This window comes from Legionella tucsonensis, from assembly GCF_001468035.1.
Lineage (GTDB): Bacteria > Pseudomonadota > Gammaproteobacteria > Legionellales > Legionellaceae > Legionella > Legionella tucsonensis.
In genome coordinates this window covers 35,096-58,527 of sequence record NZ_LNZA01000008.1, presented here as the reverse complement: position 1 = coordinate 58,527, position 23,432 = coordinate 35,096, and the positions used below count along the sequence as shown (strand labels likewise).

Genomic DNA, 23,432 nt, shown 5'->3' with positions numbered 1-23,432 from the left:
GATCCAAATGATTCAAATAGAGCAATAATTGCTCAGTATTATATTGAAATAAAATTAAGAAATTATTAAAAGAAAAGTTTTTTAGAGTTTAAGTATTGCTATCATTATTTCCCCCAGGTGAAAAGGATAATCCCGATTCAGACGTTTTTTGAGGTTGGATTACTGGCGCATTCGCTGATGGTTGGAACAATCGATAGGGATTATTATCACTGGGAGGCGGCTGCTGTATTTTTACTGCTTCTTTGACCTTCAAGGCAACTCCCTCAATACATTCCTTAGCGATGGGATAATCGTTCTCTTCTTCAGTTTGCATGAGACTGCTAATTACGTCGATAAAATTATCAATTTCATTAGAAGAAATATGAACCTCATATTTTCCAATACAATCACTCAAGATTGAAAGTAAAGGCACTATTTCTGCTTTTGCTTTTTCTTGAATGGTTGTCGATTTAAATAGTGGAGTATCACTCTCCATTAAAAGGATTTTGTTTAAAATATTGAGAGTAAATTGCGAGTCAGAAACTGCTTTGAGCATCGGTAATACGAGATTGATATGCTGTTTTTTTAATTCCACCTCGATGAGCTGTTTCAGCTGATCTTGATTTTTTTCTGAACCGTTGATGATTGCCCTTAACAATTTGCTTGTAGTCTTTTCATCTGGCGAGCAATCAAAAATGGTTTTATCATCACTCCTAACATAAAGGGGCTTGTATTTTAATAGAATTTTAAAAATATCCACTCGACCATTTTGGGCTGCAAGCATTAAGGGCGTCATCCCAGCGCCATTTATTGCATTGAGTAATTCTTCGTTTTTATAAAGAACAATTTTTAGCATTTCTTTTACTGTTCCTTTATCTTTTGCATTTTTACAAAGAAGATGCAATGCATTATTTCCCATCGTGTCTACCAGATTAATATCTGCCTTACATTGTAAGAACAAGTTTGCGAGCATAGTATTATTAAATACGATGGCAAACATGAGGGGAGTTTGTCCTTTTGCATTTTTTAGTTCAGCCATTTTTTTTATTTCAGCTACCGCTTCTTCTTCTCTTCCAGAATGACTCTCTGCGCGTGTGGAAAGTATATGATATAAAGTATGGTTCATTTCAAAAGTACAGGCCTCATGTATTGCCGTATTCAAACCCTTATCTACAGCATAAATATCCGCGCCTTTCTCAAGTAAATAAGATGCAACAGCGGGATCTTGTAAACCTATAGCTAAAAATAGAGGTGTTCTATCATCGGGAAGAGGAGTTTCCAAGACGCTATGGTCTTTTTCGACAAGCCATTTGACCAGCTCGATGTGGCCTTTTAAGCAAGCATCATGGATCGCACTGAAGCCTTCAGAATCTTGCATTTTTATATCAACGTGGTATTTATTTACAAATAACTCTAAAAGAGGTAAATGCCCTTCTTTCGTAATATATGCAAGCCATTTAGGATCAGTCTTTATAGATTGATTGAAATTAGGACAACAATCCAGCAAATATTCAGCAACATGCGTATGTCCTTGTAGAAGAGCATAAGTCAGGCCACTGTTATCTTTATTTGTAATCGTTTCTATATATTCAGCACCTAGTTTTTCTACAAATAATTTAACGATACCTAAATTACCCGTACTGCATGCAATTAAGAATGCCATCCCAGCGTCAGGTAATTTTAAAATATCAGGGTGTTTTTCGGCAAAGATGCGAGCAATGTTGACGTCTTTGCAAGCAAGTCTAAATAATGGGAGAGGATCATAGTCTATTTTATGTTCAGGAAGTCTAGGTTCAAGAAGTAATTTTACTAAATTTTTGTTACCACTCTTGATGGCTGTTGCAATTAGATTCACATTATTTTCTAAAATACCTGGTGCAAGTTCAAGCAAGACTTCAACAACATTTAAACGGCCTTTGGTACAAGCAAGGTATAAGCCAGCAAAATTCACTTCACTCTTGTTAGCTAATAATAATTTTGCCAATTCAACATCTTCATGCAATGTAATTGCATACATTAAAGGCGAAATCTTTTCAGTATTCGATAGATTAACTAGCTCCGGATTACTGCTTATGATTTGCTGAGCTATGTTAGTGTAACCTTCGATGCATGCATGATGTAATGCACTATTTCCTTTCTTATCTGTTAAATCTGTGTTTGCGCCGTTTTCTAATAAAATTTGGACGATCTCATCAAATCCATGCCTGCATGCAAGCATGAGTGGCGTTAATCCTTGCTTATTAGGTGTATTAAGGTTAACTCCTTTTTCTATAAGTTTATTTATAAGCTCAACGTTTCTTGCTTTAACAGCAGAAAGAAGTAATGTTGTAGTAGAAGTGACATGTAGATTATTTCTTCTAATTTCTTTGTGTAATGCACCTGAGTTAATAGTACCTACTGTTCCAAATTGCAAGTTATCTATTTCTTGCATTACCTCGCTCGATGGATTTTTTAATGGATTGAGTTGCCATTTATTTTCTTTTGATAAGCCATAGATCGTTATCTTATTGCCTTGCTTTATCAAAATTGGATTATTTCCGTGTTCTGTCGATATGCTACTCAATTGTTCTGCCTTCAGAGTTACTCCCTTATTTATTTCTATTAAGATCATGGAGTAGGGTTTTTGTTTTTGATTTTGAAGACGTTTTGCAAAAGTAGCATTTAGGAGGTGATCATATGCTAGTATGTTGAGTTCACTTAATGCTTCTTCTTCTTTTAAAGCATCAAGTTTTTGTATTTGAGCTAGGGCTAAGTCCGGTTTTTCACATAAAATAGCACATTCCAGGAGTTTTAATTCACGAGCTGGTGATTTCAATTGACATACATCGTCCAATAAATAATCCAAAACCAATTTATTGTTGTTTGAAACGGAATTGATTAAACAACGTTCTAAGGTAAGTGCTAACTGTTCTAAGCTCAATTTAGGTGATAATAGCTGATAGAATTGTTTAAAATCATTTAAAGGTTGAGAAGTAAGCTCAACTATAATGGTATCTAGATCCTGCTCACTTAAATTTGTTAATTCAAGTCCATATCCTTTAAGCTTATCGACAAAATAATCATATACGTCTCTTTTTTTCCTTCTTATAGAGGGAGCGAAATTCTCCAGTATTACTTTAATGACGTCGTCATCCTCTACTTGACCAGCCACAATTTTTTTTATGGCAATTAGATTATCTGTTTTTGTTGCGATTTCAGCCCATGTTTTACCATCAGCATCAATTCGACGCAGATCACTAAAATTAGTTGGATGAATATCAGAATTAGCTTGTATTGAATCAATCGCTTCTTTTACTTTAAGTGCATTATCTTTATTATTTACAGACACAGCAAAAGATAAGCCAATGTATTCCCCTTTATTATCTTTCTTAGCAAGAGATATATAGGTTCCAGCTATTAATGCTGCCATTTCTTTGGCAGATGAAGGGTCATTATTAAATAATTTGAATTTACGATTTGGATCAAATACGACCCATTGGTTATTCACATAAGTAAGTTCGACTGCATGCCTGCATGCAGAGATACTAAATGAAATAGGTTGATATTGAGGTGCGATGTTTGCAAAAGACTGAATTAGCTTTTCAAGTGATTCCTGATTATAAACACCACATACATCTCCTGCCGAAAAAATATTTTTTTTCCGAAAATATTCTGGATTAACTTGATGGCCATTTTTTTTCTCAATTAAATCGATAACTTTTTTAAATGATGTATTTAATGTTTTGAATGGTGTTTCATGTTGTTCGCTGGGTTTGAATACACTATTTAGGTCTTCTGCAAGAAGAGTTCCTCTAATCTCATCACCTGTTGGATTTAGGAAAACATAGTCAAGTCCTTCTGGAGTAAACTTAGTGTAGAATTTGCCTTTTTCCAGTACTTGCTCTGACAGTTCTTCAATATTGTACTCATTATTCCATGTATCCAAACCCAATAATGAAAGTGATTCTTCTACGTCCTGAGTTTGAATCGCGAGCTCATTAGGAAACAATTGTGGGTAATACATTGGGTGTTGCAGGATCTCGACCGTTTCACAGAAGCTAGCTACCTCAAGTAACTGTTTTTCTGTTTCGGTGAGTTCTACCTGAGGATTTTTTGCAATCCTTGCCCTTAACGCATCAACCTCTTCTCTTTTGATGAGGTGACGGTTTTCATTTATAAATACTAATATATTAAAGAATGAATCGGCCTTGTTATTTTGACAATAGACCATAAACAAGGTGGCTAACCCATGACATACTCCATTTCGATTTCCTCGATAGCCCAGCCTTTTCATGCTATTGATGAACCATTTTTGTCCATCAGGAAGGCTTTCCATTTTGATTTGCATAAGATCACCTGGATTTATATGCTGCCTATAAGATCAATTATAGATCAATTATAGATCATTTTGATGTGTTAAAGTGAGCAAAATTGAGGCAATATGCAGTCTATAAAGGCCCAAAAATCAGAAGAAAAGAGATTGGCGATTTATTAGGAAATGTAACAATGAAGAAGTCAAGTATAATGAAATCATTATGATTTTAAAGGTGGAGCATAGACGCGTGATATGGTATGGGTTAACTGTCGCACCTCTGTATTTTGTCCTCCACTCTTTCTTTTTCTCATGAGTTACCCATGATATATGAGAAAAATCATTAAGTTTTTGAGGTTGGCGAAAACTTATTGTCCAAGTCTTTTTCTAAGGTTGTGTCATCAGATTTCTTGAATAAAGAATAATAGTTTCGTGCTACTTTTGAAGAGCGCCAAGAAATCTCTTTTTGTTTTCCTATAGCTAAAAATTCTTGTTTAGCTTCTAAATAACTATAATTATTAGCATCCGTCCGAGCCTTTCCTATAACCTTCAATTGTTTATCTACAGTTGCGGGTATTTTCTTCTTTTTATCCCCTACGAGTATTGTATGCTCATTCCATTGAAACCCCACGTCCCAATTTCTAGCACGTAAATATTTCTCTGCTTTATCCAAGAAGAGTTTAGCTTGATATTCATCGGATGATTCAATTTGGCCTATATTCTTTGTTATTTCTGCTGATAATTCAAAGATTTTTTCAACATAATCTACCTTAGGTTGTTTTTTTAAATCATCTACCCTATCTTGCCATGGAATAAGTGGAAGCAAATCTTCGCATAGTTTTATCACGGCAAGCAATTTACCATGGACTGTAACTAATGCATTTTTTTTGCCTGGATTCATCATCTGGGTTGTATAATTGTGAACAGCATCCAAAACCTCGTCTAAAGAAGAATAATTCCCCTTTATAACTCCTTTCAAACCTTGTGCAATATAATGTGTATATTGCTCGGTGATAAATGCTTTATCAAAGACATCAATTTCTTCTAGGGCTGAGTGAGGTGCTCGCAGATAAGTATCGGGGTCTTCCAACATGGATTCGATATAAAACTGTGTGCGTGATTCATCATGAGCTGTTTTAAACTTCACCTCATCAACGCCTGCGTTTAAATGGTCGAGGTTTCCTGAGTCCAAACCCTCAGCAATCATTGCCCGCAACAGCTTCGCTTCAGCACTTAGGAACGTTGGTGAAATGTATCGTGAAAATTTCTTATCCATTTCGAGAATGCTATCGACTTGGCTCTGTAGCTTGGTTAATTTGTCACTAAGTTGAGAAGAAGGGGATGAGATTAACTTTTTAATTTCTTGTTTTATATCGTTTAAAGTTTGGTGCTTATCCTTATAATAAGTTTTCACGAAATCAATTTGCGATGCTTCAGGTAGATGTTTAAAACGTTCAATAGCAGACTTAAAAAATTGCTCCTTATAACGTTGTTGGGCGGCTTCTTCTGAGTTTAACTCAGGTAGTTTCGCAAGTATTGCTGACATTTCTAAATGTAATACAATAGGAGAATGTTGAAATTCACATGGTTTAAAATTAGGAATACCAGTTAAATAAGATGCTAACGTTTTATTAATACAGCCTGGACCATAATTTTTAGGGGCATTTTCTCCGTCACCTTTTAAATAAGCAATAACTCCGTTATATGCCCCCATCTCATAATTAAGATCCACAATGTGTCGAAATGGTTTTTTATCACCATTATCAATCTTAATTGCTCGATAATTACTGCGTTGATGAATTTGATTAAGAATATCCTGATGACTATCAAAAAACACCACATCTTCTTCATTCAAGATGGCTTTTTCGTGTATTCCTTTTTCGTATATTCTTTTTTGGTACGCAAGTCGGTTTTGATAAAATGCTTCGATCTGCGGAATTTGTTGGAGAAAATGCTCTTTATTTTCCTGAATCTGTTGTCTTGCTTCTTCCCATTGATGAAGATCGCCATATTTCTTCTGCAATAGCTTAGGCTTATCCGCATTAAAAATAAGTTCCTTTAATATGGTTTGCAATGAAGGTCTGGCAGTTGAAGGTTTGAGTGTTGGCAGTTGGGGGTACTCCGCTTCCATAATGACTTCTGCTAACTGAAATAAGTCATTCCAAAATTCCGGTCTTGCACCAAATAATTCGGGGTTTTTAAAATCCTTTAAAATACCACCTTCAACTGCTTGATAATAATCAACATCATTGCTCGGTTTTCTAAGTGCATGATGATGTCTTATAGCATCCAAATGTAAGAATTCATCTGAAGTTAATTTAGCTAATTTTTCAGGAATAGATTCAAGCTCTGATTGTAACTTGCTAATTGTTTCTTCTAATTTTTCTTTTTTTGTTTGTAATTTCTTAGTCGCTTTTTCTAATTCGTCCCTATCCTTCTCTTCGGGGAACCGTCTTGCTAATTCGAGTAGTTCTTCTTCCGTAGGTAACTGGTTTTTTAAGATGTTAATTTGTTCTAATAATTGAGCGCGTTTTTTTTGAAAATAGCTGGCTGTAGTCGCTTTTTCATGATGTAAAGAGAGAGTATCTAAGAAAAATACCCTATGTGAAATATCAATTCCTGCATTTTTCTCTACTATTCCTCTTAATTGTGCGAGCGCTGATTGTTCCTCATCATCGAGAGAGGGCGTGTGATTGCAAGCAAGTGCTACTTCCATGCCGCATTTCTTGGCATAGTCCAGTACATTGATCAGTTCCTGCGCTCGTGTCATTTTACCATGATTTAACTCAATGAGTATCTCATCTATATTGAACACAATGAGTTTTGGACGTTTAGGATACCCCGTTTCTTTGGGTATTTTCTGTTCAATACGCGATTCAAAAAAAGGAATTTCATCTTGAGCTTCTCGAGCAGCAGCAGATCTAATGGCTTTGATCCTTAAAACATTTTCCATGGATTCGCGATATTGCTTTATAGGGGTAGGATTTTCTTTCTCTTTATCGAGCTCAACTTCTTTTATTCCTGTTTCCTGTTTTTTTAACATCTCCTCAATAAACACATTCTTTTTATCGTGAGTTTGATATTCTGATTTCAATTGAGCAAAGCGTTTTTTTAATTCCTCAAACTCAAGAGTATTCAATTGATGATTATGTTGAAGACGTACAAAATCTTTCATTAAATTTTCAAGTCTTACTTTAAAATGTGTTGAGGTGATAAGAAATGGAAGACGTTTCTCGATTAATTCAATAACTCCTTGCTTTGCTTCTTCGTACTCTTCTGGAGTGGGGAGGGGGGCACGTTTTTCTGTCGCAGCTAACGCTAAGATATCATCTATTAATAGGTTGATTTCTTTAGAATAAATACCATCCTCACTCGCACCATAATACTCTTGTGGAAGATCTTCGAGCAGAGTATCGATTACAGAATAACCTAAGCCAGCCACAAAATCCTCTAGATTTTCTTTTCTTGGTTTGGCTTCTAAAACCCTCCATTTAAATAAAGAAGAGAGTGGAGTAGCATGTTCTCGTTTTTCTTGGAATAGGTTATTTAAGGTTAAAAATAGGTCAGGAGTTGCTATTTCATCCGGTTTTGTAAAATCAAATATGATTTGATACGCAGTAAACTGTTTTTTTAATGAATCCCACTGTTTCGGACCAAGTTTATTATCGGTAATTAATCCACTTAATTGTTCATAGATCAAATGCATTTTTTTAGTTATATGATCTGGGTCTACTTCAAAATGGTCATAACCTAAAACAAACAATTGCTCTATGAGTGTAATCTGTTGTTTTAGCTCTGGAGCAAGTTCACCATAGACGTCTATACCTATGGTTTTTTCTAATAGTTCTACTTTTTCGAGTAGGTCAATACGTTGTTTATACTGATAGTATTTTTTTTGTAAACGTTTAAATTCTGCTTTTGTGAATGTCTTAGGATCGTGATGTATTAGCGCATCGAATATTGGAGTAATCCCTTCTGAAATATTTGCACGTCCTTCAACGAGGCAGCCTACTTTATCTTCTTCGGATATCTTTTCCCAATTGTTTAAATAGGTATCTTGTACATGAGAAACAAAAGATGAGGCATATTTATCTAGCTTATCTTGTTCTATTTGAGCTGCTTCAGGAGTAATTTCTCCACGCTCTACTCTGCTTGATATCTCCTTTGAACGTCTAATTTGAAGTGTAGCTAACTTTTCAAGAATATCTTGATAGCCTCCATTACTTGTTTGTAAATCAAAAAACATCTCCAGTTCATCGAGATTTTTCTGTTCTGCAAAGCCATGCAATAAGAAATGGGTAGCGTTTTTCATCGACTCGAATAATGTTATTGTAGACTCAGAAAGCATTGAATTTTTACAAACAGCTTCAATCCACTTAGGTAATTGGTGAGGAGGGATCGAATTTAATTCTTGATATTTTTCCATCAAATCAAGAAGTGCTGCATGCTCCGCTTCAGTCAATTTTGGCTTTGGTGTATCAACTAGCTGAAGGAGTTGATCGATTTCTTGTTTTAATAAAGTTCCATAAACAATATAAAGCTCCATATCTTCATCTTCAAGAGCGGCTTCCTCGGCCATATCTTCCTGTAAGTCTGCGGAAACTTCCACAACATAATCTTTTTGTAGGTCTGTTTCTATAAAATATTCTGGTTTTCCTTGGGGAGTTTTTTCTGCTCTCATCTGAGCGAGTTGCTCTTTACGACTAAGTTGACCATATTTGGAATTTAAAGATGCTAAAAGGTAGGCAATTTGGGCACTACTTCCTGTTCCTTTTCGACAATGTGCATGGATATTTTGTTCTGGGGGAGTTGTCTGGCTTACTTCTTGGATATAGGCTAATTCCTCTGGGGTTAATTTCAAGAGTTGCTCATCCCGAAGAGGAAAATGATGCACTTGGATAGGAGTACTTCCATTGATGCTGATTTCATAAGTTATAAATCGCCCTACTTTTCTAATTGGACGCGAAGTAATATGAATATTTTCAAGCTCAGGAATATCAGGTAGCTTCACACGTCCATTGGCATCTGGTATGAAGTAATTCATGAAGTCATTTAAAGCTGCATCTGTTCTTATTTCTCTTTTATCGGGAGTTGCCTCAGGCACTTCAGGATAATAAGGAAACACTCTACCCATAGCAAATATATGCGCTACATTATTTGTTAGTAAGTTATTTAAATATCTTGCAATGTCATGCTCTGCTTTACAAGGATCGGAATTTGGCACAGAGGTAAGTGATCGGGCGGAATTAGGTCCTGGTGAAATTGAAATATTGGTATTTTTAAATTTAAAATAACCCATACCTATCATTTGCCGGGCCGGACCTGCTATTTCCATACTTAAGGGATTTGTAAGCCGAAACAGGGAAGGCGGCTCAAAATCCGCGAAACACTGTCTCGCCAGTCCTGTTGTTTTTTTCTTGGTTTCTTGAGTGAGCTCATTGGTTAAAGAACTGATAGCAGATTCAAAAACGATCATTTCTCTTAAAGAGAGGTGTTTGAACCCATAAGATTCCAGTCGTGTTTTAATTTGACCTTCATCGAATATTATCTCATATTTTGCAGCAATATCTTTATTTATAGAGCCGTCTGAATTAAATACTCCATAAGCATCCAGTTCACGTAACGATGCAAATTTAGATGTTCCAAATGTATTTTTTACTTTCGCTATTTTTCTTTCAAGAACAGCTTTATCTATCTGATTAGGATCTGACAATATTTGACCCAATCGAATTAGAAACTCACGTTGTTCAATTTCTGAAAACGGAACTTCTTCTTCATAATCCTCTCCATAATCCTCTTCGTCATCATCTAGAAGTAGTTCGTCAAATTCCGTTAGACCTGGTATATTCTTTACATTAGTTGTCCAATGCGCATTACTTTCATTATTTAAGACAATAGTGGACCAACCCTTCATAGGTGCCCCATTTAGCTCGCGGGTCACATGGAGATTTACCTCAAGTTGATCTGCAACTTCTTTTAAATCACTATGTGTTGCCCATCTTCCTTGCTCCTTAATCTTTTCTATCCCTTTTAAAATGACAGAATGAGGATTTTTTTTATCAGCAGAGAGAATATCCTTGAGGAACATCTCTTTGACATATTCATTTTCTATTTTTTGTATTTGCGCGAATTCTTTATTTTTAAGCATTGGCTTTAATGACTCAGCCGTTTTCTTTGCTAAGGCTAAAACCTTAGGTGATAAAGCTAACTCATTAAACTGGCTTATTTTATTGATTGTTCCTTCGTTTTTTAAGTAATAGTGCACTAATTCCATAAACTTATGATATACAGGTGAGCTTTCAACCTGGGTGCTTCCATTCTTTCTTGCTTGTTCTACTTTCTTAAAAAGATCATCTTTATATGCATTGGTGGCAATGCTTCTTAAAGACAGTTGTAATTTAAGCAGGGTTTCTTTTTTATAAGTGTATGGGGAGTCATATAACTTATGTAAATCAATGTCCAGAACTTCTTGTAAGCTGACGTTATTAAGACCTTTACTTTTCCATAGGTCAAAAGTTTTGCTTTCGCCATATTCTTTGTATTCTTCTTGAATGGCATTTATTAAACCTATTGAAAACGCATAAAATCCGCAATCACCGCCACCAGGATTATTTATTCTAAAAGGCATTTTATTTTCACTTAGGGTTCAATATATACATAGTATACAACATTAATATTAATTAATTATTATTCTAATTTTGGCATTTGCGTTACGAAATACAGATTTCCCAACTCGCTCTATACAATTGTATAATTAGCATCCCTAGTGGTCAATGTTTTGCGACCTTGTTCTTGACAAGGGCATCATGAATCACAATAATTCGACTGATTTTTTGAAACCTCTTCGCCGCAAGGATTGCCCGGCTCTAACTAGGAATAAATAATGAAAAATAAAATAGTTATGTTGGTGCTCACTTCCTTAACGCTTACTTGTTCTCTAGATGCTTATGCTACTGATTACAGTTTAAATGGTTTGTCATTAAGTACTTCCTTGGGAATTTTATCCGGTAAGGCCCATGAATATGTTTATAATCAAGAAACGGATACTAAACTAAGCCAACTCAATTGGCGCATAAAAAATGCTGCAATAATAAACGGGGAATTCAATTATGATTTCCTACCCTCGCTCAGTATTAATGGTAGGGGTTGGCTAACCTTGGCAAAAAATAAGGCTGCCATGGATGACTATGATTGGCTCAATCCCTATCAAGAAACCTGGACTGACTGGTCGCATCATGACAACACACATCTTAATTATGCTAATGAAGTAGATCTGAGTTTAAGAGCTTGGTTGATGCAGAACCAAGATTATAAGCTGGGTTTGGCGACTGGTTATCAATGGAGCTCCTTTAGCTGGCGAGCAACCGGCGGTTGTTATCAATACAATAATGGTACTGATGTAGGTTGTTTTTCTGGCGATCAGCCAGGAATTGGATACCAACAAAAATTTAGAACTCCTTATGTTGGCTTAGCAGGGAAATACTTCATCAATAATTTTGAATTCAATGCCCTTTTAAAATATAGTGCTTGGGTTTCTGCACGAGATCATGATGAACATTATGCTCGCAACCTAACATTTAAAGAATATGGAAATAACTCCAGATATTATGCTGCGATAATTAATTCTGGCTATCATGTTACACATAACGCGAAAATTTTTGTTGAGGCCTCCTACAATCATTATTCTAATGGGCGTGCTGATACCGAAATAATCGATAATGATACTGGTGAGCATTTCTATGAGAGCGACTCAGCCGGTTTATCTAATAAAAACTATAGTGTTGCCCTAGGCTTACAGTATCTTTTTTAGAATGAGTCGAGCAACCTATATTTGACGAAAAGCCATATTTGGCAGATCTTGAGTGAATATGGTTCTCAATCATGCTACATAGTCATCTATGCTGCGCTTTTGAGAACCATTTTCACTTTTTCCCAAGATTATTGCTAAGGTCACCTGGATTTTTTAACAAAGAGGTTGAGTCATAATGACCCAACACATTGCTTGACCTAATTAGTTTGGTCACTTATTAGAGAACATACTGGTTATTTCATCGTGCATCGCGCCTCCGCCATTGATGATGTTCCTTATGGTATTATCAACTTCGCCAATATTCTCATTGGGTGAGTTTTGGGTAAAGAACATTCCTGAGAAATAAGTTCTTCCCTGATTGATCAGATTGGAACCTGGCCTTCTTTTTTTTCCTATATCATGGAGTTGGGAAATTAGTAATCCATTTATTACCAAACCTGCTGCCAAAGCAAGACGAGAGTCAATTAAGAGCAGGGGGGATAGCATCAAATTTACAACTCCCAATACCTGTAAGGTCTTTTGCATTTTTACTTCAGGAGTGTCTTTTCTAGGCATAGTAAACCTCCTTATTATTTTTGAAAGTCTAGGTGGAAGACATAGAAAATGAGCCAATAATATGCTCGATTATGACACAGAGTGTTTGAGTGTCAATTGATTGATATTAATATTATTTTTCTTTGCTCTCTCCTATACCTAGATATGTCGTTGTATGCCTTTTTATGCTCATCCAACAAACAAAACACCACTGGATATTCCCATTCGTTCTTACATTATGGCTCAGCAGAGAAAGCTTTTTGGGCGTTAAGCTTTGGGTTTGACACAACTTTTTTAGTAAAAAAATCTCGACGAGCGAAACGCTAGTTACTGCAATGTTGGTTCTTCTCTGAAGTCTTTGGTTCTCGCGATGCATAACAGTTTAATCTTATACATTGAAACGAATTAGATCTATGTTAATTGCAATTGATACTTTTTGATTTTTTTTTGATTAAAAGGTATTGAGTAAGTCACTGTGATCTAGTAGATTACATTTTAGGTTAAATAATTACTAAAGGACTAAGATTATGCCAACCTATTTTGATCCAATCATGCTGGAAGACACACTACTAGACGAAGGTACCAATGTTTACATAGTTAAAATTGGGGATAATAAATTCTGTATTAAAGGTGTATCTTCAGGATTAGAGAGACTGCCTGGTGACCCCACTACTCAAGCAATAGAATATTGGCCTATTCCCATTGAAACTTTAATTAGCCTTTCAAGTGATAAGAGCCTTTTTGAGGATGATAAGTTAACAACCAAACCACTCACAAAGGAACAAATTAAAAAATTTTTTGATTTTGATCCGAATGAAATTCCTCCGAAACAGTTTAATAGTTCCATTAAACAAGAATTAACAGATGAATGGGCAGAGCATGTGATGCAAAACACATTTGGACAATCTGGGCTAAATCCTCACTCTTTCTTTGTTCAACCGATTTTTTTACATGCACACCATATTCCCGATGTAGAAAATGATCCTAATCCGATAATTCCTGCCATCCTGTTATTCCATTTGATGCCAGTTCCGGAAAATAATGAAGAAGAAGCAGTACCATTAGCTTTGAACATGCTGATGTTTATGATGGATCAAGAAGATCAAGCAGCAGAAGAAAACGAGCAAAATAGTTCGAATAATTTAAGCGGAACTTCCTAAGCACGTGGTTTTGAGCACAAGGCAGACTTTTGGCTTAAAAATCAACTAAAAATACAATTTGTTTCCAGTAACTGATAATATTTTGAGATTTTTGTGGGAATTATTCTATACTGTACATACGTAAAATGAAAGGGTACTGAAAATATGACACATGGAAGATCTGAGTCCAAACCAATTGATGATGTGATTATCAAAATTCTAAATACATTATTAGAGATTGAGATGGCGGGTGTTGTACGTTACACTCATTACTCTTTTATGATTTTTGGTTTTAATCGCATCCCTATCTGTAAATGGATGCGGGATCAGGCTCAAGAGAGTTTAAACCATGCTCATTTAATAGGTGAACTTATCACCCATTTTTCCCATCATCCTACGCTTAAAATTGGCAAGCTCTTAGAGACTCATGAACATAATATTCGTCATATTTTAGAAGAATCTCTTGAACATGAAAAACAAGGCTTGGAGTTGTATCATCAATTATTAAAACATTCAGAAAAAAAATCTGTATTAGTTGAAGAATTTGCCAGAAAGATGATTCAAGAAGAAGAAATGCATATTGGTGAAATATATAAAATGCTTTGGACTCCCGAATTTTGAAGAAATTGAGGCAACACTCATCTGCTCCTTTTGGGTCATTTATCCTAAAGTGTGTAGTGAAATAAACTCAAGTCTATTCACTGCTGCACTACAGTTTATTATTGAGCAATTACAAATCTAAAAAGTAGGTTTATATTTGATTAATTATACCTTAATTTAACTCATTGAACTTTATATGACTAAATATAAATTTGAACTTACAGAAAAAAATGAAGATATTCTGATATCAGCCAAAGAAAGAACGACAGGGATAAGGTATGGTTATGTTCAAATAAGCTCTTCCATTACCTTAGAAAATAAAAAATTAATAGAAATAGCCCAGATCTTTGTTAATCAAAATATTAGGGGTTCTGGATTAGGAAGTGAACTTGCATCAAGAGCAATCGAGTATGTTCTTAAAAAGAATAAAGGCATTCATATGATGATACAACCTGGATCAGTAGGGTTTTGGAGGAAATATTTTAATAACCGTTTTGATGGAAGGCGTATGACCTTATTTGGTGGAGAAGTCTTAAATTCAAAACTATCTGACGGAGTAGTATTTGAAATATCTATGATTAGCTTAATTAAAAATTATAAGTTTCCTATGGATAAAGATTTACGAGCTCCTGGAATTGAGCGAATATGTCAGCAGGTAAGTCAGAACATTTTGACCAAACAATTTTAAAGCACGTTGTTTTCTGAATAAAAAACCAGGAAATAACAGTGAACCCCTATAATTTTAATGAAAATTTATAGGATTCACTGTTCCATATATTAAAGCATGTTAGAAATTAAAATCTTGTCTCTCATAACAGTACAAAGTATGTTCCTTCTCTCTTGTCATGACAGTGATAGTGGTTGGTGTTGAGAGAACTTTTACTGCTGTAATTTTTTCGAGACTACAAACGCGTTCTGTGGAGTTAATATTTAAGAAATAAAAACCGCTTGTAGGTGTTACGGTTTCTGGTAAGTAGTACACATTATTACGAATTTCTACATTAGTAAAAGTAGGTGCAGTTGTTACTCCAGTAATACTCACTTTGTTATTCACTTCTGTTACATTGGCATTTACATTTGTAACATCCACGTTGGTGGTTTGGTTAATATTTGTATTGGAAGTTCCTTGCCCATTGCTTGAAGGTGTTGTTCCAGAAGCATTTGTATCAGTAGAAGAAGGAGTGTTCGTGTCAGTAGAGGAAGGGGTGCTTGTATCAGTAGAAGGGGTGGACGTTGTGGCGTTTTGCTCATTAGCGTTAATATTTGTGCCATTAGATTGCATGTCCGTATCAGCAAACGCCATAGCGCTGCTTAAAAGAAGAGTTGTACATAAAATAGATCCCTTTTTGCTCATTTTCTTTCTCCTTAAAGTTTGGAAACAATAATAATATTAGACTAAATCCAGAGTTGTGTTGGAAAAAAGGTTTATTACCTGTTCATTATAGGATAATGAAATGAATAGGAATGAGAGATTAAGTGGCTATTTCTCCGCAATTACTTGCTAATATCATTAATCGAGCTAATCTATAAAGTAGAAGAAAAAAGGAGCAAATATTGGAGGGAAACAAATGAAAAAATTAATGATATCTTCCTTACTCACTGTATTGAGTACAGTTGCCCTGGCTGATAGTGTCATCATAACAAAAACCCAAACATGGAAAAGCATACCCATTACAGTAAATACTGAAAGACACATTTATACTGTTAATCAGGGGGACGTACCTATACCTGGGAGTGAATTTTATTATACTTATTCTGGTTATCGATGCCTGACAGAGAAAACAAATATTGTTGGCGTGAATGCAGTTGTATATCATGCAGGTATCACTGGTGGAAGTGATATATATTGCTATCCCGAGTAATGATTAAATAAAGCAAGGTAGTTTGGTTGTAAGCAGTGGGTTTTTCTATCCATGCAATTTTAATTATATCAATAACAACATGCGACCCTAAAAGTCATAGACGCAAAAATTTGCTTTTATTCTAGGATGCTAAAAATTCAAGTTTTTGCGTCTCAAATGAGCAAGTATCTTTCCTATATTAAGGTATAATTAAGTAAGCATAGTAGATGTTGCAATGAACGTTTTATCGATCAATTAAAACCCATTGGATTAGAACTTCTCGTTCAGAACCGGAAAAATCAAAGATTTCTCCGGCTCAATGGGATGGAAAAAGTGACGGAACTGTGAATATTGAATTGTCTCTCGAAACTTACTTTAATAAGTAATCATTTCCTTTTTTGAGGAATCCGAAACCCTCAAACCTGAATAGCTCAGACTTTTCTCAAGCTCAATTCAAAATAGTTTTAGTTGTACTAAATATATGACCAGAGAATAAAGTACGCTAATAACCAAAAATACGGTTAATAAAGTCACTAAGGTCGATTTAATATTAATGCAAATTTTAGGTTTTAGGAAAAAGGAATATGCCCCGAGAAAACCGCAAGAAGCACCGAGTAGGGCACCACCTATTACATCTGTTAGCCAATGAACTTGCAGGATTAAACGAGCAATTGCTTCGAGTATAATTAGAAGACATGCACTGATTATCCCAAACCAACGGTAAGATATTTGGGGAATAATGAGTGCAGACAGAAAGGTAACGTAGGCTGAGCATAAAGTTACATGCCTACTGGGGAAAGCATAACCTGGCAGCGTACTCGTTGAGATTTCGGGTCTGGGATATGCTATAGCATTTTTTAGGACGTGTGCTAAGAGAGCTGCAATTAAAATGACACCAATTAAATGTAAGGCAAGCCACTTATCCTTTTTTCCAAAAAGGATAACACTTGTAATTAGAAAAGTTGGTATAACGATATATCTATCACCGAATAACGAGAAAAAAATGCTCATCCAATATACATAGTCATTTTGTAACTTTTTGATTAATAAATATAAATCAATGTTAATGGATAGATAGGGACTTTGAAGGAAAAGTGATTTCAAGAGTAGAAAAAATAAAAAAATACATATTAAGGCACTAATTAATAAATAGAGCTTATTATTTTTTATTTTATCTAATTCCATTTTGTTCCCTAAAAGAGATATGAGTTTTGTAATTTCCTTTTGATTTAATATTCAGAGACATTTTGATCAGCAGGAAAGTATTTTAATTTTTTATCTATTTTTTCCTTCTTTTAAAAAGTATAGCTAAAGAATTTCATTAAAGAATCTGAGATATAAAATTGTTGAGTCAAAATGACAATCTACTTGTTTGAACCACTTCATCAGAGATTAATTCTCAAATGGAGAAAAAAATCTGCATCACGACATAATGTTGCATTACAATAATAAAAAATGGATCGGGGAATGCAAATTGATAGATGGATTCAATATATATTAAGACCATATCTTGTTCTTATTTTTATATTAACAGCATTAGGAAGCTGGCAAGCTTTTTTAACCCATAGTAAATGGCATATGGGGGATTGGCTTATCAATTATCAAGGAGGATTTGTTCGAAGGGGACTTTTAGGAGAACTTCTTTATCAACTGCCGGAATATTCGTCTGTTAGTCTCGGTTTTTATGCATTCTTATGCCTCATTATTTTTAACGCCCTCTTTTTGCTGTTTTCATTTCTTTTATTAAAGAAGCAAGCTTTTTTATCTCCCTATATCTTGCTTATTTTTTCTCCATTTATATTTGCTTTTCCAGTTAATAGTTTTGATCATTTTGAAAGCCAAGGCGGCTATTTTAAAGACTGTATTTATTGTTGTGCACTGGCTTTTATTGGTTGGTCTGCTGTGGCGCATCAAGAAAAGACGTTTGAAAAAATTTATTATTTCACTTTGTTATGTTATCCCCTGATCATTTTAACCCATGAAGTTTTTGCTATTTTTTTGCCCTATATTGTTGTGGTGTATTTGACAAAAGTGAAACTTAACAGAAAGCGCGTAGTCCTAAATTTAAGCCTGATCAGCTTATCTATCATGAGTTTTGTTTTGTGTATTGTATTTAAAGGAAATGATATACAAGCCACAGCGATTTATAAATCTCTGCTCACTCGATACCCAGTAACAATGAATGGTTCTATAGGTTGGCTAGGAGCACCGATGAAAATTGCTATTGAGCGAGTGCTTATTCAAATCCACTCTAATTCTTATTTTAAAATTTATGGTGTTATTCTTTTGTTTGCGTCTATTGCATTTCTACCTGTTATGCAGCAATTAAAATTTGTTTTTAAAAATAAAATATCTCTCTTTCTATGTTTGATAGCATTAATAGGCACCCTTGTATTATGTTGTATTGCTATTGATTGGGGTCGTTTTATTCGTTTTAATCTTGTTTCCTTATTTATTTTATCATTAGTGGGTGGGGCATTAATGCCCAGGAAAAGTGAGGAGCTCAAACCAAATCATAGGATTAACTCCTATAGAACAGGCTACCTTTTTTATATAGGGGTATTTTTATTTACTATAAGTTATGCCTTGTTGTGGCGTATTCCCAGTTGCTGTAATTATCGTCCGCCCATTTCTGATTTGTCCACCAATAATTTGATTTGGACTTATCAAACCTATAAAAAAATAATTTACGATATCGTTTCACCATTTTAGATTTTGCATGCAGGTGCTAAAAAAATCACGAGGTGGATTTTAAGGGAGTTAAGTAATTAAATGGTGAAATCAGGAGCGTAGCCCACTTGCTTGCAAACGGGCTGCTAGATGAAAGCACTTAAGGCTTTTGCCAAATGGGAGTTCCAGTATGTCTGTTAAGACAGGTAATGTAAGTTTTTGTGCCTTTACGGTCTTTAGAAAAAATAAAAACAAAATCACCTGCAATTTGCCATGATAATATTTTGGCATGGAAGGGGGCATTCCATAAACGCACTCCAGCATAGGTGTAGGCAGTGACGTGGTCCTCACTATCAAAAGTTGAAATAACCATCACTGAATCAGAAGTGAGCTTCATTCGCTCTTGTTGGAAATCATAATCCTCTATCGGAGCAGCCGACGCTTGAGTGATTAGGGCGGTGGAAAATAACAAGCCAAGCAACATCATTCGAAACAATTTCATATTAAAAAACCTCTTGGGGGTAAATGAAGATAGGCCCTCTACGGTCAACATCCCTAAAGGGCAATAGGACAATTCGATTTAATTTGCATATCGTAAAAATCCAAGCGGACAATACAATTATTCTGCATTTTTGTAAACAGCTCGAGATTACAGAATAATACATTGGCTTGAACGACCTTCTTCTCTGGGCTTAACCACTCAGCCAATGCTTATTATATTGAACCTAACTTCATTGCTGCTAAAGTTGATTCTTCCAATTTAGTACCTTCTTTCTTTAAGTTTGAGAGCTTCCTTCCTAAATCATCTTGTTCGACTTTATTGCTCCAAATTAAAAGATGAGTTTTATCAGATATTTCTTTCTTAATAGTATCTATTTGTTCTGTAGTAAGTTCCTGTGTATGACGATAGTAAGCATAAAGTTGTGCACATATCTCTTCAATTTTTGCTTCTTCACTTAAGCCCTCACTCTCAGGCTTTAGGTGAAAATCAATCACGCAACACAATGTGGCGCGTACATTGTTCATATGAAACCAAGACAAAAATGCACGATAATAAGCATTATTGCGAACCAATACAGGAATGAGCGGATTTTGTAAACTCCAGAAACCATCAAGTCTAAGAACATGAATAGGTGTTTTATTCATCAATGCAAGCCTTGCTGCCCCGGCATAGACTCTAGGGGGCTCTTGGCCTAATCTTGCAAAATTACCTTGAGGGAATAGTGCGACACAGCCATGTTCACTAAGCGCTTTACTCGCATGGTCTAACGCATCAGCATTAGCAGATCGGCCACTACCACTTTTAGTTGCGGTTGCTTCTACCGGTATCGCTTTAAACATCTTCAGAAAAGAAGAAACACCGGGTACAGCATTAAAAGCAGTTGTGGCGAAAAACTGAGGTGGCGTGCCCTTCATTTTTGAGGCAACAACAACTGCTTCCCAGCCAGTTCGATGTGGGCCTATTGCGATTAGTTTATTTTCTGTTGCTGCATTAGTAATTTCTAAATCTCCACCTTTTGTATGCATCATACGTGTCATAAGCAACAAAAGACCAGCTATTATACGGGCAAAACGATTTTCATAGTTAAGTTGATTGTTCGACTCAGCAAATCGTGCAATTGCATACGTCGCTACAGCAAGACCAGTAAGTAGGAACAATAAGGTATAAGCACTCGATACAGAGTCATCATGATTATTAAGTGGGTCTATATGAGAATACATATTAATTACTCCTTGTAAAAACTAGAAATATTAAGAGCTAGCCATCCAAAATCTGTTATAGTACCTTTAAAATTGATGTTGTCAATTAAATGCTCAGAAAAGAAAACTGAAGTTTTAGATTTTTGCGAACCGAGGTTGGGTCATTTTAAACACCACTTACCTATCACCCTGTTGTCAACATACCACAAGAAATTCCTGTGACTGTTTTTCTTAGAAGAGGTAAATCCTTCCTTTTCATGGCCTCAATTTGTATGAGATTCAGAGGATGAATTAGGGTGGATCTTAATTGAATACTTTCCCCAAGCCAGGGCTGATGAAAACAAAAGTCTTTTTCACCCGTTATCTGATAGAAGAATAGGATGGTTGATTCGAGTTCTGATTGAAAAGGCTTGAGAGATTCATTGGAGCCAGTCAATTGGTACAAGTATTGTTCCCAGATAGGGAGGTAAACTTTAGAAAGGGTTACGCCTAATTGTTTTACGAAGGAAGCAAAAAGAGCATTTTCTTTATAGAGAACTTTAAGCCTATTTTTTTCAAGGTCATCTCGCTCTAACCAAGTGGAGCCAACCCCCCACCAAGTTGGGAAAAGAAGTCGTGTTTGAGTCCAGCATAGGATCCATGGGATGGCTCGAAGCTTTCTTTGATCGGGATAAAGTCCTGATTTTCGTTTGGTCGGACGAGAACCAATTTTCAGATCCTTCAAAAAATGATAGGGCGAGGCTTGTTCAATTATGGACCAAAACCATTCGCTTTGTATCAGTTCCTTATATTTCTGACTGACGTTTGCAGAAAATAATTGTAGTTCCTCAGGATAATCATCATCCGTGTTTTTATCTTTTTGTGAATAGATATCAAGGAATTTGTCAATTTGACTTTTGAGTATGGAGCTCGAACCAAAGAGTCGTGCAACCATCTCCCCCTGAATAGTTGCTTTATAATTAGCCATCATTTCCTTGGACCAGGCAGCGGTTTGCTCTTTGATATCTCCGCCACCTCGCTCAATACTGCCACCTGAACCATGAAAAAAAATGGGCCGAAGGTTCTTATTTTCTAGAATAGATTGAATACTTCTTAAGCTTTGTGCAATCATAAGTCGAGAGGGCAATACGCCATTTTCTTTAGACGAGTCGGAATACCCCAGCATGACTTCATAGTTTCCATCCCACTGCTTAAGATGCTTCTGCCTAATATCTTCAGTAATCGAATCATTTAAAATAGTATCAGCGCTGGTGAGAGCAAGTTGATTTTCAAACAAAGGCACAACAGGTAGTACGTAGCTTCTAAAAACTCGTTTAACCAGGTTAATTCCATTTTTTATATCCTCAGCAGATTCAACCATGCTAAGGATAAAACCTCGTATATAGTTTTTGGGATCAGTCCCATGAGTTATAGAATAGACGTGTTCAAGCATTCGTGTAATCGTTGTTTTTTTTGTGCTTGTTAAACTCTCTTTTACAACAGCAGAATCCTCTCTGAGCTCTATAGGTATGACCAGAGCAGGATAGAGCTGAAAAATGCTGGAGATGATGGAAAATTGTTCGGGGTCGAACTTTAAAAACTTTAGGGCGTTTGTTTGTAGAGCAGTTAATTCTTTTTTGAATGCAGATACTTTTTCATGATCCTTTGGCTGTATTTTTCTAAGATCGCGCGTTTTTTTAATAAGCTGATTAATCTGATTTGCCAAGGCTTTGTTTTCATTTAATGCGGTTGAGAGCTTAACAATTTCCAGTACTTCTTTTAGGTACTCCTGAATGCAAGTAATAAAAAAAGAACGAGAAAGCTCGAGACTTTTAACCATGATTTGTTCATTAACACCGGAGTGCCCATCTTTATCACCTCCCACCCAAGTGCGTAATTGAATGGGAATGTCTTTAGTTACAAGGGAATGATAAAGTTTGATATTGAGTGGATTGAGGGCGTATTGATAGATATAGCGAGCTTCATCCTCTACGCTTGGTTTTTTTTGATAGGAAATATTAATCTGAAGTGCGATTTTAAGCATTTGATCAAGATGAGATTCATTCATTAGATAGGGAGATTTAAGAGTTTCGACAAGACAGTCACGAATTGCTTTAAACAATGTTAAAAATTCATTTGTGCGGGCTTCTGTTGGATGTGCTGTTAAGACATAATGAATGCCCTGAGGCCTGTCAGAATAGACTTTTTCTTCTCTTTGGTTGATACGAAAAATACGGTAGGCACTTTCACAGGCATTAATGAGCTCCATGATGAGAGAAAACCCATGAGCAATTTGACAAAGCTCATTTCTATCAAACTTGGAAAGCTCTACTTGAAGACTATGAAGCGCATTTCTAAGTGCAAATGGTTCACTCCCAATAGTTTCTTGCATGGACAGTCGAATTTGCTCAATTCGCTCATATGTTTCTTTTCCATAGACTTCTGCAATGGCTTTTCCTAAACGAGTAAGAGACCAGGAAACCATACGACTGAGTTCTCTTGGCAGATGGGAGACATTTTGTTTCATCGAAAGCTCCAATTTCTAAGAAGGTGTCTGGCAAGTCCATTAGCTTGTGCTCTAACCCCGATTCAGTAGACATCTCTATACGAATTTCCTCAGCTGATTCTCAAACGTTTCTGGTGTAATTAAACCAATTGAAGAATGTCTTAGTACATGATTGTAATATACTTATACTGGAAAATACCTTGTTTTGCTAATTCCCTTATTGTATCCCATTCACTAAGCACAGGTACCCCTTATAAAAGTTACAGCAGCCGGATTGATGTTTTACCTGCCTTTTTGTTTGTTCACTATGATCGTAATCTCTCTTTTCATGTTAACTCAGAAATTCATACTATTAGTTGTGTTGCTTTCAGATTAGCAAGCC

14 protein-coding genes are annotated in these 23,432 nt (G+C 35.6%); 6 read left to right on the top strand and 8 right to left on the bottom strand.

The genetic code is table 11. The features are described 5' to 3' along the window. Positions 1-88: 88 nt before the first annotated feature. Both Ltuc_RS13025 and Ltuc_RS13020 read right to left on the bottom strand, forming a co-directional pair. Positions 89-4,306, bottom strand: a complete 4,218-nt coding sequence (locus Ltuc_RS13025; protein ID WP_058521797.1) for an ankyrin repeat domain-containing protein — start codon at positions 4,304-4,306, stop codon at positions 89-91. 307 nt (positions 4,307-4,613) lie between these two features. After that, positions 4,614-10,898, bottom strand: coding sequence for a coiled-coil domain-containing protein (locus Ltuc_RS13020; RefSeq protein ID WP_058521796.1), 6,285 nt, complete (start codon positions 10,896-10,898; stop codon positions 4,614-4,616). Between the two features lie 255 nt (positions 10,899-11,153). On the opposite strand from Ltuc_RS13020, the gene Ltuc_RS13015 reads away from it, so the two are divergent. Further along, positions 11,154-12,080: an omptin family outer membrane protease gene (locus Ltuc_RS13015; RefSeq protein WP_058521795.1), complete on the top strand. Its 927-nt coding sequence runs from the start codon at positions 11,154-11,156 to the stop codon at positions 12,078-12,080. Positions 12,081-12,290: 210 nt separating this feature from the next. On the opposite strand, the gene Ltuc_RS13010 is transcribed toward Ltuc_RS13015, so the two are convergent. After that, positions 12,291-12,635, bottom strand: a complete 345-nt coding sequence (locus Ltuc_RS13010; RefSeq protein ID WP_058521794.1) for a hypothetical protein — start codon at positions 12,633-12,635, stop codon at positions 12,291-12,293. A 506-nt stretch (positions 12,636-13,141) separates the two neighbouring features. Between Ltuc_RS13010 and Ltuc_RS13005 the strand changes: the two genes are divergently transcribed. The 3 genes from Ltuc_RS13005 (at position 13,142) to Ltuc_RS12995 (ending at position 15,041) form a co-directional block, all read left to right on the top strand. Continuing rightward, the gene (locus Ltuc_RS13005; RefSeq protein ID WP_058521793.1) at positions 13,142-13,774 is read left to right on the top strand and encodes a hypothetical protein; all 633 of its coding nucleotides are present in this window, start codon (positions 13,142-13,144) and stop codon (positions 13,772-13,774) included. A 144-nt stretch (positions 13,775-13,918) separates the two neighbouring features. Continuing rightward, positions 13,919-14,374 (top strand): ferritin-like domain-containing protein, encoded by a 456-nt coding sequence (locus Ltuc_RS13000; RefSeq protein WP_058521792.1) that lies wholly within the window; start codon positions 13,919-13,921, stop codon positions 14,372-14,374. A 175-nt stretch (positions 14,375-14,549) separates the two neighbouring features. Further along, the gene (locus Ltuc_RS12995) at positions 14,550-15,041 is read left to right on the top strand and encodes a GNAT family N-acetyltransferase (protein ID WP_058521791.1); all 492 of its coding nucleotides are present in this window, start codon (positions 14,550-14,552) and stop codon (positions 15,039-15,041) included. Positions 15,042-15,140: 99 nt separating this feature from the next. Here the strand turns inward: Ltuc_RS12995 and Ltuc_RS12990 are convergent, their stop codons facing one another. Next, on the bottom strand, positions 15,141-15,707 hold the full coding sequence (locus Ltuc_RS12990) for a hypothetical protein (RefSeq protein ID WP_058521790.1): 567 nt from the start codon (positions 15,705-15,707) through the stop codon (positions 15,141-15,143). A 214-nt stretch (positions 15,708-15,921) separates the two neighbouring features. Here Ltuc_RS12990 and Ltuc_RS12985 point away from each other — a divergent pair, with 214 nt between their 5' ends. After that, the gene (locus Ltuc_RS12985; RefSeq protein ID WP_058521789.1) at positions 15,922-16,215 is read left to right on the top strand and encodes a hypothetical protein; all 294 of its coding nucleotides are present in this window, start codon (positions 15,922-15,924) and stop codon (positions 16,213-16,215) included. A gap of 432 nt (positions 16,216-16,647) precedes the next feature. Here Ltuc_RS12985 and Ltuc_RS12980 read toward each other — a convergent pair whose 3' ends face one another. Beyond that, positions 16,648-17,379 carry a phosphatase PAP2 family protein gene (locus Ltuc_RS12980; protein WP_058521788.1) on the bottom strand — a complete coding sequence of 244 codons (732 nt, stop codon included), beginning with the start codon at positions 17,377-17,379 and terminating at the stop codon, positions 16,648-16,650. 282 nt (positions 17,380-17,661) lie between these two features. Between Ltuc_RS12980 and Ltuc_RS12975 the strand changes: the two genes are divergently transcribed. Beyond that, positions 17,662-18,906 carry a hypothetical protein gene (locus Ltuc_RS12975; protein WP_058521787.1) on the top strand — a complete coding sequence of 415 codons (1,245 nt, stop codon included), beginning with the start codon at positions 17,662-17,664 and terminating at the stop codon, positions 18,904-18,906. A 118-nt stretch (positions 18,907-19,024) separates the two neighbouring features. On the opposite strand, the gene Ltuc_RS12970 is transcribed toward Ltuc_RS12975, so the two are convergent. The 3 genes from Ltuc_RS12970 to Ltuc_RS12960 form a co-directional block, all read right to left on the bottom strand. Further along, positions 19,025-19,366 (bottom strand): hypothetical protein, encoded by a 342-nt coding sequence (locus tag Ltuc_RS12970; RefSeq protein WP_058521786.1) that lies wholly within the window; start codon positions 19,364-19,366, stop codon positions 19,025-19,027. 212 nt (positions 19,367-19,578) lie between these two features. Further along, complete coding sequence (locus Ltuc_RS12965) at positions 19,579-20,586, bottom strand: lysophospholipid acyltransferase family protein (protein ID WP_058521785.1); 1,008 nt, start codon at positions 20,584-20,586, stop codon at positions 19,579-19,581. Between the two features lie 163 nt (positions 20,587-20,749). Further along, complete coding sequence (locus Ltuc_RS12960) at positions 20,750-23,071, bottom strand: phosphoenolpyruvate carboxylase (protein ID WP_058521784.1); 2,322 nt, start codon at positions 23,069-23,071, stop codon at positions 20,750-20,752. Positions 23,072-23,432 lie beyond the last annotated feature (361 nt).

Bases quoted from the DNA above. Each gene is read 5' to 3' on its own strand.
- Ltuc_RS13025 (WP_058521797.1), bottom strand. From the start codon at position 4,306: ATGCAAATCAAAATGGAAAGCCTTCCTGATGGACAAAAATGGTTCATC.
- Ltuc_RS13020 (WP_058521796.1), bottom strand. From the start codon at position 10,898: ATGCCTTTTAGAATAAATAATCCTGGTGGCGGTGATTGCGGATTTTAT.
- Ltuc_RS13015 (WP_058521795.1), top strand. From the start codon at position 11,154: ATGAAAAATAAAATAGTTATGTTGGTGCTCACTTCCTTAACGCTTACT.
- Ltuc_RS13010 (WP_058521794.1), bottom strand. From the start codon at position 12,635: ATGCCTAGAAAAGACACTCCTGAAGTAAAAATGCAAAAGACCTTACAG.
- Ltuc_RS13005 (WP_058521793.1), top strand. From the start codon at position 13,142: ATGCCAACCTATTTTGATCCAATCATGCTGGAAGACACACTACTAGAC.
- Ltuc_RS13000 (WP_058521792.1), top strand. From the start codon at position 13,919: ATGACACATGGAAGATCTGAGTCCAAACCAATTGATGATGTGATTATC.
- Ltuc_RS12995 (WP_058521791.1), top strand. From the start codon at position 14,550: ATGACTAAATATAAATTTGAACTTACAGAAAAAAATGAAGATATTCTG.
- Ltuc_RS12990 (WP_058521790.1), bottom strand. From the start codon at position 15,707: ATGAGCAAAAAGGGATCTATTTTATGTACAACTCTTCTTTTAAGCAGC.
- Ltuc_RS12985 (WP_058521789.1), top strand. From the start codon at position 15,922: ATGAAAAAATTAATGATATCTTCCTTACTCACTGTATTGAGTACAGTT.
- Ltuc_RS12980 (WP_058521788.1), bottom strand. From the start codon at position 17,379: ATGGAATTAGATAAAATAAAAAATAATAAGCTCTATTTATTAATTAGT.
- Ltuc_RS12975 (WP_058521787.1), top strand. From the start codon at position 17,662: ATGCAAATTGATAGATGGATTCAATATATATTAAGACCATATCTTGTT.
- Ltuc_RS12970 (WP_058521786.1), bottom strand. From the start codon at position 19,366: ATGAAATTGTTTCGAATGATGTTGCTTGGCTTGTTATTTTCCACCGCC.
- Ltuc_RS12965 (WP_058521785.1), bottom strand. From the start codon at position 20,586: ATGTATTCTCATATAGACCCACTTAATAATCATGATGACTCTGTATCG.
- Ltuc_RS12960 (WP_058521784.1), bottom strand. From the start codon at position 23,071: ATGAAACAAAATGTCTCCCATCTGCCAAGAGAACTCAGTCGTATGGTT.